This window comes from Curtobacterium sp. ISL-83 (assembly GCF_018613895.1).
Taxonomy (GTDB): Bacteria; Actinomycetota; Actinomycetes; order Actinomycetales; family Microbacteriaceae; genus Curtobacterium.
The window spans coordinates 88672-104060 of the sequence record NZ_JAGGPH010000013.1 but is presented as its reverse complement, the minus strand read 5'-3'; the positions used below and the strand labels follow the sequence as shown (position 1 = coordinate 104060).

15 protein-coding genes are annotated in these 15389 nt (G+C 72.1%); 6 read left to right on the top strand and 9 right to left on the bottom strand.

Annotation, left to right across the window (positions count from 1 at the left end; genetic code table 11):
* Positions 1–18 precede the first annotated feature (18 nt).
* From J7E22_RS13140 to J7E22_RS13130, 3 genes are all read left to right on the top strand, one after another.
* Positions 19–1128 (top strand): LLM class flavin-dependent oxidoreductase, encoded by a 1110-nt coding sequence (locus J7E22_RS13140; RefSeq protein ID WP_251009113.1) that lies wholly within the window; start codon positions 19–21, stop codon positions 1126–1128.
* Positions 1129–1199: 71 nt separating this feature from the next.
* The gene (locus J7E22_RS13135) at positions 1200–1823 is read left to right on the top strand and encodes a hypothetical protein (protein ID WP_214982266.1); all 624 of its coding nucleotides are present in this window, start codon (positions 1200–1202) and stop codon (positions 1821–1823) included.
* A 296-nt stretch (positions 1824–2119) separates the two neighbouring features.
* The gene (locus J7E22_RS13130; RefSeq protein ID WP_214982265.1) at positions 2120–2611 is read left to right on the top strand and encodes a pyridoxamine 5'-phosphate oxidase family protein; all 492 of its coding nucleotides are present in this window, start codon (positions 2120–2122) and stop codon (positions 2609–2611) included.
* A gap of 91 nt (positions 2612–2702) precedes the next feature.
* Here the strand turns inward: J7E22_RS13130 and J7E22_RS13125 are convergent, their stop codons facing one another.
* Positions 2703–3944: a hypothetical protein gene (locus J7E22_RS13125; RefSeq protein ID WP_214982264.1), complete on the bottom strand. Its 1242-nt coding sequence runs from the start codon at positions 3942–3944 to the stop codon at positions 2703–2705.
* Between the two features lie 213 nt (positions 3945–4157).
* Between J7E22_RS13125 and J7E22_RS13120 the strand changes: the two genes are divergently transcribed.
* Positions 4158–4544, top strand: coding sequence for a RidA family protein (locus J7E22_RS13120; protein WP_214982263.1), 387 nt, complete (start codon positions 4158–4160; stop codon positions 4542–4544).
* Between the two features lie 37 nt (positions 4545–4581).
* Here the strand turns inward: J7E22_RS13120 and J7E22_RS13115 are convergent, their stop codons facing one another.
* The 5 genes from J7E22_RS13115 to J7E22_RS13095 are packed head-to-tail and all read right to left on the bottom strand — an operon-like array spanning position 4582 to position 10088.
* The gene (locus tag J7E22_RS13115) at positions 4582–6213 is read right to left on the bottom strand and encodes an amidohydrolase family protein (RefSeq protein WP_308159253.1); all 1632 of its coding nucleotides are present in this window, start codon (positions 6211–6213) and stop codon (positions 4582–4584) included.
* Entirely contained in the window at positions 6210–6920 is a 711-nt protein-coding gene (locus tag J7E22_RS13110) for a bifunctional 4-hydroxy-2-oxoglutarate aldolase/2-dehydro-3-deoxy-phosphogluconate aldolase (RefSeq protein WP_214982262.1), read from the bottom strand. Before J7E22_RS13110 ends, J7E22_RS13115 begins: the two co-directional genes overlap by 4 nt.
* A gap of 41 nt (positions 6921–6961) precedes the next feature.
* Positions 6962–7966 carry a sugar kinase gene (locus J7E22_RS13105; protein WP_214982261.1) on the bottom strand — a complete coding sequence of 335 codons (1005 nt, stop codon included), beginning with the start codon at positions 7964–7966 and terminating at the stop codon, positions 6962–6964.
* A complete protein-coding gene (locus J7E22_RS13100; protein WP_251009142.1) occupies positions 7963–8802 on the bottom strand; it encodes an IclR family transcriptional regulator in 840 nt (279 codons plus the stop codon). The genes J7E22_RS13105 and J7E22_RS13100 overlap by 4 nt, the downstream gene beginning before the upstream one ends.
* Entirely contained in the window at positions 8802–10088 is a 1287-nt protein-coding gene (locus tag J7E22_RS13095) for an alanine racemase (RefSeq protein WP_214982259.1), read from the bottom strand. The genes J7E22_RS13100 and J7E22_RS13095 overlap by 1 nt, the downstream gene beginning before the upstream one ends.
* Before the next feature lie 158 nt (positions 10089–10246).
* Between J7E22_RS13095 and J7E22_RS13090 the strand changes: the two genes are divergently transcribed.
* Together J7E22_RS13090 and J7E22_RS13085 are read left to right on the top strand one after the other, a co-directional pair.
* Positions 10247–11650 carry an MFS transporter gene (locus tag J7E22_RS13090; RefSeq protein WP_214982258.1) on the top strand — a complete coding sequence of 468 codons (1404 nt, stop codon included), beginning with the start codon at positions 10247–10249 and terminating at the stop codon, positions 11648–11650.
* Positions 11651–11785: 135 nt separating this feature from the next.
* Positions 11786–12562, top strand: coding sequence for an endonuclease/exonuclease/phosphatase family protein (locus J7E22_RS13085; protein WP_214982257.1), 777 nt, complete (start codon positions 11786–11788; stop codon positions 12560–12562).
* Positions 12563–12663: 101 nt separating this feature from the next.
* On the opposite strand, the gene J7E22_RS13080 is transcribed toward J7E22_RS13085, so the two are convergent.
* From J7E22_RS13080 to J7E22_RS13070, 3 genes are read right to left on the bottom strand one after another with little or no spacing between them, the layout of a single operon-like run.
* Positions 12664–13335, bottom strand: coding sequence for an ABC transporter permease subunit (locus tag J7E22_RS13080; protein ID WP_308159252.1), 672 nt, complete (start codon positions 13333–13335; stop codon positions 12664–12666).
* A complete protein-coding gene (locus J7E22_RS13075; protein WP_214982256.1) occupies positions 13332–14372 on the bottom strand; it encodes a methionine ABC transporter ATP-binding protein in 1041 nt (346 codons plus the stop codon). Before J7E22_RS13075 ends, J7E22_RS13080 begins: the two co-directional genes overlap by 4 nt.
* A complete protein-coding gene (locus J7E22_RS13070) occupies positions 14369–15328 on the bottom strand; it encodes a MetQ/NlpA family ABC transporter substrate-binding protein (protein WP_214982254.1) in 960 nt (319 codons plus the stop codon). The genes J7E22_RS13075 and J7E22_RS13070 overlap by 4 nt, the downstream gene beginning before the upstream one ends.
* Between the last annotated feature and the right edge of the window lie 61 nt (positions 15329–15389).

Genomic DNA, 15389 nt, shown 5'->3' with positions numbered 1-15389 from the left:
ATGAGCTGGAGGCACAGGATGAGCAACGCATTCGGCACCGACCGTCCCTCGGACGTCCCGCCGCCCGCACCCGAGCGCATCGGGCCGGTGCAGCTCGGACTCGACACGTTCGGCGACGTCACCGAGCGCGCCGACGGGTCGCTCCGCACCCAGGCGCAGAGCATCCGCGACATCATCGACGAAGCCGTGCTGGCCGACCAGGTGGGCATCGACTTCATCGGCATCGGCGAGCACCACCGCGCCGACTACGCCGTCACTGCTCCCGAGGTGGTGCTCGCCGCCATCGCCGCCCGCACCGAGCGCATCCGGATGGGCTCCGCGGTGACCGTGCTGTCCTCCGACGACCCGGTCCGCGTGTACGAGCGGTTCGCCAGCGTCGACGCCATCTCGAACGGGCGCGCCGAGGTCATCCTCGGTCGCGGCTCGTTCACCGAGTCCTTCCCGCTCTTCGGCTACGACCTCGCCGACTACGAGGTCCTGTTCGAGGAGAAGCTCCAGCTCTGGAACGCCCTGCGCGCCGGTGACGCCGTGACCTGGTCGGGCACGAAGCGCGCGTCGCTCATCGGCCAGGACGTCTTCCCGAAGCTCGAACACGGCGCGATCCCGACGTGGATCGGCGTCGGCGGCTCCCCGCAGTCGGTCATCCGCGCCGCGTCCTACGGGCTGCCGCTCTTCCTGGCGATCATCGGTGGCCAGCCGGCCCAGTTCGCGCCGTTCTCGCGGCTCTACCGCCAGGCGCTGACGCAGCTCGACCTCCCGCAGCAGCCGATCGCCATGCACTCGCCCGGCTTCGTCGCCGCTACCGACGAGGAAGCGGCCGAGCGCTACTGGCCGTACCACAAGGCCGTCACCGACCAGCTCGGCCGTGAGCGCGGGTGGCCGCCCCTGGACCAGGCGGGGTACCGCGCCGGGCTCTCCGCCGGCGGCTCGCTCTACGTCGGCTCGCCGGAGACCGTCGCACGGAAGATCGCGCGCAACATGCGGATCCTCGGCGTCTCGCGGTTCGACATGCGCTACGCCACCGGCCGACTGCCGCACGAGGACATGATGCGGTCGATCGAGCTGTACGGCACCGAGGTCGCGCCGCGCGTGCGCGAGCTCGTGGCGGAGCGGGTCCCGACGCCGTGACCCGGTCGGCCGGGAGGCGCGACTCGCCTTCCTGCCGTCGGCTCACGGGTGTCCCGGGTACGGTCGACGCCATGCTCCGACCGACCTCGACGACGGAACGACGCTTCCGCGGCAAGATCCTCGGCGTCGGCACGACCTCCGGGGTGCGGATCGTCGTCGGCATGTGGGAACGATCGCCCTTCGGCCCGTTCACCGACGTGTTCCTCGAGCAGCCGGACGGCACTAGTGTCCTGCTCGCACCCGACGAACTCGTCGCCGCGTACGTGTCCGGCACCTACCGGTTCGACTCCGTGGCGGTCGTCGACGTGCATGCCCGACGCACCGCCCGCGGACTGGAGCTCGACGCCGGACCGCTGCGTGCCTCCATCGCGGTCGGCGACATCTCGCCCCTCGGGCGCATCCTGCGCATCGTCCCGAAGCCCATCGCCCGGGACCCGCGCTGGTTGGCCGCCATCGACCCGGTCGCGCGGATCCTGGCACCCGGGTCGGGGACGGCCGGTTCGGCCGGGAACGGACGCCGCGAGTACTACGGCGTGACCGGGGCGCACGACGTCACGGGCGTCAGTGGCACCTGGGCGGGGGAGTCGCTCGGGTCGATCGCGCCGCTCGACCCGCCGGTCGCGTTCGGCTTCGCGTCGATGCCGCGCATCCCGCAGGTGGTCGACGTCGAGACCACGATCCGCGAACCCGCCTGAGCCGCTCACCCGCCTGACCCGCTGACCCACCCCGCCCGCGAACCCGCCCGACCCGCTGACCCGGACTCGCCAGCCCCGCGAGCCCGTCCGGCGCAGGTCCGTTCGTCCACGCCGGTCGAGCGGCCCGGACGTGCCGAGGCTGCCGGACGTGCCCAGGCTGCTGGACGCGCCCAGGCTGGAAGGGCAGACTGGCGCGAACGGTACGGCCCCGCGGGCCGCGCGTCGGTACCGGACCGCTCGTCGGTCCCCGTGGACCGCACGTCGCTGCTCGGGGGCGCAGGACGCAAAGGAGCATCATGACCGACACACTCGCCGACCAGCGCGCCGCCATCTCGGACATCGTCCACGGCGCACACACGGCACTGCTCACCACGGTGAGCGAAGACGGGCACCTGCACGCCCGGCCGCTCGCGGTGCAGGACAAGGCGTTCCACGGGACCCTCCGGTTCCTGGTGCAGGACGGTAGCGAGAAGGTCGACGACATCGCGCGCAACCCGCACGTGAACGTCGCGATCGAGTCGCAGGGCGGTTACCTGTCGATCGCGGGCACCGCCACGGTGTCGAAGGACGACAGCGTCATCGACGAGCTGTGGTCCCCGTTCGCCGAAGCGTGGTTCCCCGAGGGCCGCAGTGACCCGTCGATCCGCCTGCTCACCGTCGAGGGGGAGTCGGTCGAGTACTGGACGCAGGACACCGGCCCGGTCGGCAGCCTCGTGCAGACGCTGAAGGCCGCGATCGGCAAGCAGAGCCAGCCGGACACCGGCGACCACGGGACGCTGCAGCTGTAGGGACACCACCGGACGACACCGCGCCCGGGGACCGCCGCGATCGGCGGGACCCGGGCGCGCGTGCGACCAGGGGCCCGGTAGGGGCGTCAGGTCACGGAGGCCCGAGCAGCCACAGCACCGCGACGAGCACCGGCTGCCCGAGCACGGCGGCGGTCACGAAGACCCACCGCACCCGCGGTCGTGCCACGAGTTCCGGCGACCCGAACAGCGGCGCCAACGGCATGAGCAGGCGCGGGGTGGACGCCATCGGCAGGGACACCGCGAAGACGTAGAGCGCGTACGCGGCAGAGAACACGACGGTGGTGAACCCGAGCCGCTTCGTGGATCGCCGGAGCAGCCACACCGGGAAGGCCACGAGCATGAACAGGACGATGAGCACGCCGCCGATGCCGAGCCAGCGGCTGGCGATGAGGAACCACGGCGTCAGGGGCATGAAGTCGACCCGTCCGATGAAGTTCACCCACCAGGACATCTCGGTCTCGAGGTACGCGTTGGCGTCCCCGGTCGTGTGCGCGGCGATCAGCGGCCACGCGACACCCGCCAGGGTCATCACCGCGCCGGCGCCGAGGACGACGAGCTGTTCCCGGAGCGGGAAGACGTCCAGCGTCCGCTCGTTGCCGCGTCGGGCCCGGACCCAGCGGACCGCGGCCACCACACCGAGCACGAGGGGGATCGCGAGCGCCCCGGGGCGGGTGAAGGCCGCTGCCACCCCGAGCAGCGTCAGCAGGCCGTAGCGCCGCCGCTCGAGGGCGAGGAGTGCGCCGAACGTCAGCGCCAGGAACATGCTCTCGGCGTACCCGACCTCGAGCAGGAACGACAGCGGCCCGCACGTGAAGAAGAACACGGCCCACATCGCCGCGGCGTTGCCGGCGTGGTCGCGGACGAGCCGGTGCAGGAGGAACGCGGCGACCAGGCCGGCGAGCAGTGCGACGACCGGCGCGCCGATGTCGAACGGCAAGCCCGTGGAGACGGTGAGCATCCGGATCGTGAACGGGAACGCCGGCAGGAACGCCCAGGCGTTCTGCGCGACGTGCCCAGCGGCGTCGAGGGGCAGGACCGACGGGTAGCCGTGCAGCGAGATCTGCTCGTAGTACTGGCCGTCCCACGCCGTCAGGAAGTCGAAGAAGCCGTGGCCGTTCCCCCAGATCGCGTTGGCGGGCTGGGTGCGACCGACCAGCGGGTAGGCCAGGGCGAGCCAGAACGTCGAGACGACGCGACCGCCGGTCCAGATGAGCAGGACGGCAGCCCAAGCGGGCAGGGTCGTGACGGTGTCGAGGACACGCCGACGCCCGGTCGCGAGCGACTCGGTCAGCGTGCCGTCGAGACGGGTCACGTGAGCGCTCCGCGCAGTTCGGGTTGGGCAGACGGCACATCCCGAGGGTAGACGAGCGCGCCTGGAAACGGGCGAGGACGACCGGACGGGAGGCGCGTGCCGCGTTCTGCAGTGCACCACCGGTCCGCATCGTGGCCGGTTCCGTCCTCCGGACCCCGCCTAGCCTGGGAACCGACCACCGCCGCGACCACCACCACCCCGAGGAGCCATCTCGTGCCGAAGACCGCGATCGTCACCGACCACGCCCCGAAGCCCGCGGGCCCGTACAGCCAGGGCATCGTCGCGAACGGCTTCCTCTACACGGCGGGGTTCGGCCCGCAGGACCCCGCGACCGGCGCCATGGCCGCGGACGTCGCCGGGCAGACAGCGCAGGTCCTGGCGAACGTCGCGGCCGTCCTCGCTGAGCACGGCGCGACGCTGGACGACGTGGTCAAGTCGACCGTGCACCTCGAGCACTCGGACCGCGACTTCGCCGCGTTCAACGCCGAGTACGCGAAGCACTTCTCGGAGCCGTACCCGGTCCGCACCACCGTGCAGTCGCACCTGGCGGGGATCCTCGTCGAGATCGACGTGGTCGCGGTCCTCCCCAGCGCGTCCTGACCACTCGCACACACCGCCCGCGCGTCTGAGTGCTCCCTCAGTCCAACCGGACCGACCGACTGGTCGGCCGACGCTCGCGCCGGAGTCCGGTGCCCGGCGTCGCACCCGTCAGGGCGCCGTCACGCAGGACCGGGACACCGGCGACCAGGACGTCGTCGATCCCCACCGCCAGGCGCATGGGCGCGCGGTACGTCGATCGGGCGGCGACCGCCTCCGGGTCGACCACCACGAGGTCCGCGACGGCTCCCCGCCCGTCGAGCACGGTGCCACGGGCGCCCAGAGCGAAGCGCTCGGCGGCGTTCGTCGCCAGGTGCTCCTGCGCCTCCAGCCAGGACAACCGGCCGCCCCGCACGTACTCCTCCAGGTACCGCGCGAAGGTCCCGAACGCACGAGGGTGCGGGTGGGTGCCGACGAAGATGCCGTCCGACCCCGCCGTGTGCCCCGGGTGGCGGAACAGCGGGGCGAGCTCGTCGGCCGTCCGGGGCCGTGGGACCCGCATGATCGCCGTGACCTGCAGGTCCGAGTCGAGCAGGACGTCCAGCGCCAGGTCGACCGGGTCGGTGCCGGTCGCGGCGGCAGCGTCGGCGAGGGTCCGGCCCTGCAGCGCGTGGAACTCCGGCGCCGGCACGTGTGACAGCGTGATCTGGTCCGCCCAGCCCGTCCCGAGGTCGGCGCGCGCGAGCACCCGGTCGAGGACGGCACCCCGGACCCGCGCTCGACCCTCGTCGTCCTGCACCGCCCGCGCGAGGTCGCGGGTACCTGGGCGCGCGAGGGCGGCGGGCAGCAGCAGCATCGACAGGACGGTGCACCCGCGGGAGTACGGGTACGCGTCGAACGACAGCGGCACACCGGCGTCCCGCGCCCGGTCGAGTTCGGCGAGCGCCAGGTCGACCGGGGCGTGCAGGTGGGACACATGGGCTCGGACACCGGTCGCGCGACTGATCCGGATGATCTCGTCGATGCCCTCGGCGATGTTCGTCTCGTAGCCGCCGCGCATGTGCGAGACGTACCAGCCGCCGGCCGCGGCCACCTCGGCGCAGAGGGCCGCGAGTTCAGCGGTGTCCGCGTGCAGTCCCGGGACGTAGTCGAGCCCGGTCGCGAGCCCGACTGCTCCGTCGTCGAGCCCCTGCCGGACGAGGGCCCGCATCGCGGCGAGCTGCTCGACGGTCGCGGGCCCGGGTCCGTCGCCCATCACCTCGTGGCGCACCGTTCCCGCGGGGACCAGCGTCGCGACGTTGAGGGGTGTCGTGCCGTCGTAGGTCGCCAGCAGTGCGGCGATGCCACCGCCCCGGAACGTCGGGTGCGGGCCGTCGATCGCCGCGAACCCCGTCGCCGCGGAGGATCCGTCGCCGGGCGCAGGCCCGACGCCGTCCTGCCCGGTGATGATCGTCGTGACGCCCTGCCGCAGGAGGGCGAGCTGGACGTCCTCGTCGAACACGAGTGACCCGGCGTGCGAGTGCGCGTCGACGAACCCGGGCAGGACGAGGCGCTCGCCGCAGTCGACCACGAGCGCGTCCGCCGGGCGGTCAGTCACCCGTCCGACCGCCAGGATCGTCCCCTGGCCGACCAGGACGTCGGCCCGGACCGGCTCACCGTCCGCACCGATGACCGAGCCACCGCGGAGCACCACCGGGGGAGTCCCGGTTCCGTGCGTCGGGACGGTGGTCACGAGAGTGCGGTGACGAGGCGCGCAGCCCGGGACCGCAGGGCATCGAGGTCGCCCGAGGTGAGCGCGTCCCCGACGAGTGGTGACCCGAGTCCCACCGCGATCGCTCCGGCCGCGAGGTAGTCGGTGGCGTCGTCGATCCCGATGCCGCCGGTCGGGATCACGTCCACGAAGTCGAGCGGGGCGAGGACCTGTCGGAGGAACCCCGGGCCGCCGAGCTGCGCGGCGGGGAACACCTTCACGGCGCGGGCACCGAGTCGCCACGCGTGCACGATCTCGGTCGGGGTCGCCGCACCCGGGTACCAACCGAGACTGCGTTCGTGCGCACGTTCGCCGATCTCGGGGTCGAGGTGCGGACTCACCGCGAACGTCGCTCCCGCCGCGGCGGCCTCGTCGAGCTGCCGCGGTTCGAGCACCGTGCCGACACCCACGGTGGCGGCGGTCCCGTACCGTTCCGTCGCCCACGCGATGCCCTCCCGCCACCTCGGCGTGTTCGTGGTGATCTCGATGGCACGGACACCGGCGTCCACCAGGGTCGCGATGACGTCCTCGACGTGCGCCCCCGTCCCGCCGCGGAGGATCGCGATCGCGGGACCGGCCGCGTGCCGGTGGCGGATGGCCCCCGGGGTCGACGACGGGCCGGACGTCCGCTCGGATGCGTCGGTCGTGCCAGGAGACGCCGGGTCGGTCGAGATCGTGTGGTTCGTCATCGTGCGCTTCCTCGTGCTCGTGCTCGTGATCGGGAGGGCGGTCAGCGGTCGACGCGGTCGTGCACCGCGTGGTCGACCCGTTCCGCGTGGTCGACCCGCTCCGGGCTGTCGGTGCCGGACAGCCCCGCGGGGTCGGGGCGGTGCCAGTCGCTCGGGACCGTGCAGGCGAGGGCCCCGGCATCGGCGGCCCGGTCCAGTGCCAGCGTCGGCGCCGCCCCCGCCAGCGCGGCGGCGAGCCAGCCGGCGACGAAGGCGTCCCCGGCCCCCACGGGGTCGACGACCCGGACGGGGGTGGCTGACCGACGGAACAGGACGCCGTCGATGGAGGCGACCGCCCCCCGCGAGCCGAGCTTCACGACCGCGCGGCCCCGGGCCATCGCCGCCAACGCGTGTGCGAGGACGTCGGCGTCGTCCTCGTCGTCGCCCGGTTCGTCGCGGCCGAGCACCAGACGCGCCTCGTCGTCGCCGGCGAACACGATGTCGGAACGCCGGACCACGTCGCGGTACCGCGCGCGTGCGGTCTCCGCGTCGATGAGCTTCGGCCGGTGGTTCACGTCGAAGGACACCGGGACACCCGACTGCTCGGCGCGGTCGAGCACGGCGGTCACGGTGTCGGCGGCGCTGTCGGACAGGGCGAGCGTGATGCCGGTGACGTGCACGAGGGCCGCCGTCTCGACGACGCTCGCCGGGACGTCCTCGGGGGTGAACGCCGAGGCCGCCGATCCCCGCCGGTGGTACGTCACCCGGGTCCGGCCGTCGTCGAGCCGCTCCTTCATCATGATCCCGGTCGACCGCTCCGCATCGCGCACGGCGATGACGTCCACGCCCTCCCGCGCGACGTCGTCGAGCACCCGGTCGCCTGCCGGGTCCGTCCCGACGCGGCCCACCCAGGTGACGGGGACCCCGGCGCGGGCCAGGCCGATCGCGACGTTGCTCTCGGCGCCGCCGGTGTCGACCGTCACGGCCTCGAGGTCGGAGACCGCGCCGACCCCCTGCCCGGTGAGGAGCAGCATGGTCTCACCGATCGTCAGGACCCGCCCCGTCACCGGACGCTCCTGGCGAGGGCGAGCTGCGCCGAGGACGACCCGAGGGCGACGGAGATCTCCTGGGCGGTCCGGACGACCCCGAGCCCGAGTTCCCGCACCGCAGCCGCGGGGAACCGTGTCGCCAGGCCGGAGATGCTCATCGCGCCGACGACCTGGTTGGCGTGGTCGAGGACGGGCGCGGCGACGCACCGGATGTCAGGCTCGTTCTCACGGTCGTCGATGCCGTACCCGCGGCCGTGGGTCCGTTCGACCTCGTCCCGCCAGCGGTCGTCGTCGGTGATCGAGTGCTCCGTCATCGCGGTGGCCGGTTCGGCGAGCACGCGGTCGAGGAGCTCGGGTTCCCCGAACGCCACGATCGCTTTGCCCGACGCGGTGTTCCGCATCGGCAGGCGGTTGCCGATCCGCGACCCCATCCGGACCGTACCGCGGGTCTCGACCTTGTCGACGTACACGATGTCGGTGCCGTCCGGCACCACGAGGTGGCACGTCAGGCCGGTGCGTTCGGCGGTGCGGCGGAGGAACGGTGCGGCGGCCGAGCGGAGGTCGATGCCCTCGAGGTAGCTCTGTCCGAGCAGGAGCGCGCCGAGCCCGAGCGTGAAGCCCGCGTCCGGGGTCCGGCGCAGCAGGTCGTTCTCGACCATCGGGGCGGTGAGTCGCAGGACCGTCGACTTCGACGTGCCGAGGTCCGCCGCCAGCTCGCCGAGGGACACCGAGGGCTCGCCGTTGCGCGTGCGGTCGGCGATGCGGTCGAGCAACCGGAGCCCGCGGCGGAGGGACAGCGCGGCGTTGCGTGCCGGCATGTCCCCGGGTTCGGAGGCCGGCAGCGTCGCGCGCATCAGAACCACGTCGCGATCGTCTCGAGGACGGTGTCGTCGTCGTCGATGACGTGGACCGCCCGCCACTTGTCGAACACCGTGCAGGGGTGCGAGATCCCGAACACGACGACGTCTCCGGGCGTCAGACCGACCCGTTCCTCGTCGACCGCCAGGTAGCAGTGCTGGTCGTCCAACCGGGTGACGGTGACCGCCCCGGGCGGTGGGACGGACCCGGGGACCGGTGCCGAGCCTCCCGGCCCCGGGTCCGGCGTGTGCGCCGCCCGGCGGATCGAGCGCACGACGGGGAGTCCCTCGTCGAAGGAGATGTCCCGCTTGCCGACCGCGACCAGGGCGAGTCCGGGTTCCGGGCAGGAGGTGACGCGCCCCCAGACCTCGATCGCGGGCAGCAGTGCGCCTTCGGCCGGTCGTCGGCCGAAGGGCGTCCGTTCCGCGTAGAAGCCGTCGTCGTGGGTGAGGGAGGCGCCGGACCGCAGCACGACGTCCAGGTCGTCGGTGCGGGCGGAGACGGCGTCGGCCACGGCGTCGAACCACGCGCTGCCGCCCATGCTGAGGAGTGCACGCGGCCCGGGCACGAGCGGCCGGACGGCCACGGCGACCCGGAGCACGCCGGCCACGTAGTCCCGTGCGGCGTCCACGCCGGGCAGCCCGCCCTCGTACCCGGACACCCCGCGGAGCACGAGGCCCGCGTCGGACGCGGCCCGGGCGAGGGCTTCGGCCTGCTCGGGCGTGCGGACCCCGGTGCGCCCGCCGGGGAACCCGACCTCGACGAGCACGTGCAGGGCGCCGCCCACCGCCTGCTGTGCGGCGACGGCGGCCTCGACCCCGGCCACGGAGTCGATCCAGCACACCACGTCGGCGTCCGGGTCGAGACCGCGGCGGGTGGCGAGCCACGCGAGTCCGGCGGGGTCGAGGAGCTCGTTCGCGACGATGATCCGGTGCATGCCGTGCTCCCACGCGACCATCGCCTGCTGGACCGAGGCGACGGTCACACCCCACGCACCGGCGTCGATCTGGCGTCGGGCGAGCGCGGGGGCCATGTGCGTCTTCATGTGCGGCGCGAACAGGAAGCCCTGGCGGTCGACGTAGGCCTGCATGACCGCCGTGTTGTTCTCGAGCGCGGACTGCCGCAGCGTCATCACCGGCAGGTGCGCGTGGTCGAGCACGTGGTGCGGCGTCGGCGCGGACGGGTCCCAGGCACCCTTCGTCGTCACCGTGCCGGGAACCGCAGCGGGCACAGCGCCAGACGCGGGCACAGGGGCAGCCGCGCTCGTGCGGGTGGTCGTCATCGATCCTCCAGTCGTCGTCGCGGTGCCCCCACGTTCCCCGCCCGGGGTGTCGCGGGGCAATGCCACGGTGGCGGTCATTCTGCACTGCAGAAGCGCTGCGCGGACAGTCGTCGTCACGCGCCAGCCTCCGTCGTCGGGCGGGCATAGCATCTCCGCTGATGACGGCGACGATGACGACGAGACGACGGAGCAGCACCGCGGTGGCCGTGCTCGTCGCGGGCACCTACTTCATGGAGCTCCTGGACGGCACGATCCTGGCGACCGCCGCCCCCGCGATGGGACGGGACCTCGGCGTCGACCCGGCGGCCGTCGGCGTCACGATCACCGCGTACCTCGTCACCCTGGCCGTGTTCATCCCGGTCAGCGGCTGGCTGACCGACCGCATCGGTTCGCGGACCGTGTTCGCATCCGCGATCGCGCTGTTCACCGTGGCGTCCGCGCTGTGCGCGCTCTCCACCGGGCTCGTCGACCTGACGATCTGGCGCATCGTGCAGGGGCTCGGCGGGGCGTTGATGGTGCCCGTCGGCCGCCTCGTCGTCCTCCGGAGCGCCGGGCGCGACCAGCTCGTGACCGCCATCGCGATCCTCACCTGGCCGGCCCTCGCGGCGCCGATCATCGCGCCCTTCGTCGGCGGGGTGCTCGTCGACACCGTCGGCTGGCACTGGATCTTCCTGATCAACCTCCCGCTCGGGGTCGTCGCCTTCGTCGCCGCGCTCGTGCTCGTCCCGCAGGAGCGGGCACCGGAGCGCGTGCCGTTCGACTGGTTCGGCTCGGTGCTCGCGTGCCTCGGCCTCGGCGCGCTCGTGGTGATGGCGTCACTGCTGGCGCTCGACCGCGTCCCGATCGTCGCGGTCGTCGTCGCCGGGGTCGTCGGCGCGGTGTGCTGCTGGTCGGCCGTCCGGCACTTCCGGCGAGCCGCACACCCGATCATGGGGCTCGACGCGTTCCGGCTCGAGACCTTCCGGATCTCGCACGCCGGGGGCAGCCTGTTCCGGCTCGCCGTCTCCGCGGTGCCCTTCGTCCTGCCGCTGCTCTTCCAGGACGCCTGGGGGTGGAGCGCCGTGCTCGCTGGCTCGGCGGTGCTCTGGGTCTTCGTCGGCAACCTCGGCATCAAGCCGATGACCACGCCGTTCCTGCGGTGGTTCGGGTACCGCGCGGTCATCATCGTCGCCACGTCCGTCGCGGCACTGACGGTGGTCGCGATGGCGTTCATGACCGAGGACACCCCGTTCTGGCTGCTCGCCGTGCTGCTCGTGGTCAGCGGCGCCGCACGCTCGGTGGGGTTCACGGCCTACAACACGATCGCCTTCGCCGACGTCGAGCAGCAGGACATGACCCCGGCGAACACGCTCTCGTCGACGCTGCAGCAGACGGCCGCGGGGTTCGGCGTCGCGGTCGCCGCCGTCGTCCTGCGTGCAGCCGCCGGGCTCGGGGCGAGCGGGCCGTACCAGGTGACGTTCTGGGTGATCGCCGTGCTGCTCGCCGTCGCCTGCCTGGAAGGTCTCCTGATGAGCCGCACCGCGGGGGAGACCGTCAGACCCGCCCGACGCGTCCGCGCCTGACCGCAGCACGGCAGACCGTTCCCGCGCCCGTCACGCGCCCGAAACCCGGCGGACGCTACAGTCTCAGCAACTGCTTGCCGTGCCCGAGTACGGTTACCGCGGCAGGGTGAGCAGCAGACCAGGACGGAAGGCAGCATGGCGGTGCCAGAGCAGCACGAGACCTCCGCAGCGGACACCGCTGCACCACCGATCCCCCTCCGCGTCGTCAGCTACAACCTGCGTGAACACGCCGCGAACAGCGAGCTCGCCGCGCTGGTCGAAGCGAGCGACGCGGACGTCCTGTGCGTCCAGGAGTGCGACAGCAACGACCTCGCGCAGTCGATCGCCGGGTTGTCCCTGGCCGCCTCGACGAAGGCGAACCGACTCGGGCTCGCGATCTACAAGCGCGACGACCGCTTCGACGTGCAGGACTTCAGCATCCACTCGCTGCAGAAGTCGCTGCACGACCGTGTGCTGGCGCCCGCGCACGAGCGCCTCATCGCGATGCACCTCCATGACCACCAGGCCGACGCCGAGGTCATCGTCGCCTCGTTCCACGCCTCCCCGCTGACCGCCACCAACTCCCTGCGTCGCAAGCAGATCGAGGCCGCGCACCAGTTCGTCCGCGACCTGTCGACCGAGGCCCCCGCGATCATGGTCGGCGACTTCAACTACCCCTGGTTCCAGACGAACCTGCGGCGGAAGATCGAGCAGCACGGCTTCGCGCTGTCGCTCTCCGACCAGCCCACCTACCTGCGGTACCGGAAGTTCACCGGGCACTTCGACTTCGCGACGAGCGTCGGACTGCACATCGCCGGCGTCGAGACCCTGCCCGCGGGCATCTCCGACCACCGGCCGATCCTGGTGCGCGCGCACTACGAGCACCCGGGCGCGACCGGCGCCGTCGAGACCGTGGACGTGCCCGCCGCCTGACCTCGCGTCCCCGACGCGCCAGGGCGACCGACTGGAGGCCCGGTGCCGGTCCCGTGGACCGGCACCGGGCCTCCCGTGCGTCGCAGACTGCACCACGTGCGTCAGCGACGGAGCGTCGCCCTGGCGAGTCGGTTGCCGATGAACTGGCCGAGCTGCACGATGACGACGATCACGGCGACCGAGACGTACACGATCCACCAGTCGTAGCGCTGCGACCCGTAGGTGATCGCGTACTCGCCCAGGCCGCCGCCACCGATCAGCGCGCCCTGTGCGGTCATGTCGACGATGCCGACGTAGATGAACGTGTAGCCGAGGATGAGCGGACCGAGGCCCTCGGGGATGAGCACCGTGAGCAGGATGCCCATCGGGTGCGCACCCGACGCCCGTGCCGCCTCGACCACACCGGGGTCGACCGAGAGCAGGTTCTGCTCGACGATCCTCGCGACCGCGAAGGACGCGGCCAGCGAGATCGCGAACGTCACCGCCGGGACGCCGATCGTCGTCTGCACGACCACCCGTGACAGCGGGGCGATCGCGGCCAGGAAGATCACGAACGGGATCGGGCGGACAAGGTTCACGACGACGTTCAGGATCGTGTACCCGGTCCGGCTGCCGAGCAGGTTGCCCGGACGGGTCGCGTAGAGCGCGAGGCCGAGCGCGAGCCCGATGACCCCTGCGATCACGAGGGAGACGAGCGACATCACGATGGTGTCGCGGATCGAGGAGACGAAGACGTCGAACGTGTCGATCACGCTCTGGAAGGTGTTGTTCACGCGGCGGCCTCCTCGTCCACGGTGATGCCGGCGGTCCGGAGCGCCACGAGCGCGCGGTCGATCGACGGACCGTCCGCGGCCGTGAGCTCGTAGGTGAGCGAACCGATGCGGCGTTCCCGGATCTCGCCGACACCGCCGAACACCAGCTCGGCGGCGATGTCGTGATCTCGCCAGACCCGGTCGATGCGGTTCTGCAGGCCCTGCTCGTCGGTGATCTGCACGGTGACGATCCGTCCGGGGTGGTGCTCACGGAGTCGGGAGAGCTGTTCGGCGGACGGGCGATCGTGCAGCGCGGTCCGGACGAAGCGTTGGGCGGCGTCGGTCTGCGGGGCGGAGAAGACCTCGTAGACGCCACCCACCTCGACGACCCGGCCCTGCTCCATCACGGCCACACGGTCGGCGATCTGCCGGACGGCGTCCATCTCGTGGGTGATCACGACGATGGTGACGCCGAGTTCGCGGTTGACGCGGCGGAGGAGCGCGAGCACCTCGGCGGTCGTGTCCGGGTCGAGCGCACTGGTCGCCTCGTCGGCGAGCAGCAGCTCCGGGTTCGTCGCGAGGGCACGCGCGATCCCGACGCGCTGCTTCTGGCCACCGGAGAGCTGCTCCGGGTAGGCGTGGGCACGCTCGAGCAGGCCGACGAAGTCCAGGAGTTCCGCCACGCGGCGGTCCCGTTCGTCCTTCGGGACACCAGCGACCTTGAGCGGGTACGCCACGTTGCCGGCGATCGTCCGCGACCGGAACAGGTTGAACTGCTGGAAGATCATGCCGATCTTCCGACGCGCCTGACGGCGATCCCGCTCGGGGATCGCCGTCAGGTCCTGGCCGGCGACCGTCACGTTGCCGGAGCTCGGGAGCTCCAGGGCGTTGACGAGCCGGACCAGGGTGGACTTGCCGGCACCGGAGTACCCGATGACCCCGAGGACCTCGCCACGGTGCACGTCCAGGGAGACGTCCTCGACGGCCACCACGGTCTCGCCGGTGTCGGCGCGGCGGTAGTGCTTCGAGACGCCGCGGAGTTCGACGAGGGCGCTCACGCCTTCTTGGCCGCCTTCGCGTCCTGCTCGACCTTCGCGAGCTCGCTCTGCAGCGTCGACGCGCTCACGTTGCGGGACACCGCCTGCGGGAGGTCCTTCTTGAAGACCTTCTGGACCGAGGAGTCCTGGAAGAGCTTGGCGAGGGCCAGGTACGTCGTGTTGTCCTTGTCCGCCTTGCGGACGGCGAACACATTGACGTAGGGGGCTGCGCTCGCGCTCGCGGGGTCGTCCTGGTAGATCGCGTCCGAGATCGGCAGGCCGGCGGCGGTGGCGAAGTTGTTGTTCACGACGGCGGCGTCGACCGAGCCCTGCTGCAGGGCGTTCGCGGTCTGGGAGGCGTCGAGCGGCTGGACGTCGACCTTGTGCGTGACGATGTCGTCCGTCGTGGCGAACGCCGAGCCACCGTCCTTCAGGGTGACCAGCTTCGCCGCCTGCAGGATGAGCAGCGCGCGGGCCTCGTTGATCGCGTCGTTCGGGACCGCGACCTTCGCGCCGCTCGGCAGCGCGGAGGTCTTGTGGTACTTCGTCGAGTAGAGCGGCAGCGGGTAGACCGCCGTCGACCCGATCGGCTGCAGGGAGTCACCCGCGGTGACGTTGTAGTCGGCGAGGTACTGGATGTGCTGGAACTGGTTGATGTCCAGCGTGCCGTCCTTGAGTGCCGGGTTCGGCAGCGAGTAGTCCGAGAAGTTCGTCAGCTTGACGGTGACGTTGAGCTTCTCCTTCGCGAGCTTCGTGTACGTGGCCCAGTACGACAGGGACTTGTCCGCGACGCCGATCGTGACCGTCTTCGGGCTGCCGCTGCCGGCGCCGGGAGCAGCGCCGTCCGAGCTGCCGGAGCGGACCGCCCCGACGATGACGGCGACGACGATCGCCACGACGACGACCGCGGCGGCGATGATCCAGCCGATCGGACGCTTGCCCTTCGGCTTCTCGGGCAGTGCGGGTGCTGCGGACATGGTGGAACTCCTCGGGACCGTGCTGTGCTGTGGGGCACCGCGGTCGTCCGCGGCGTGGAGT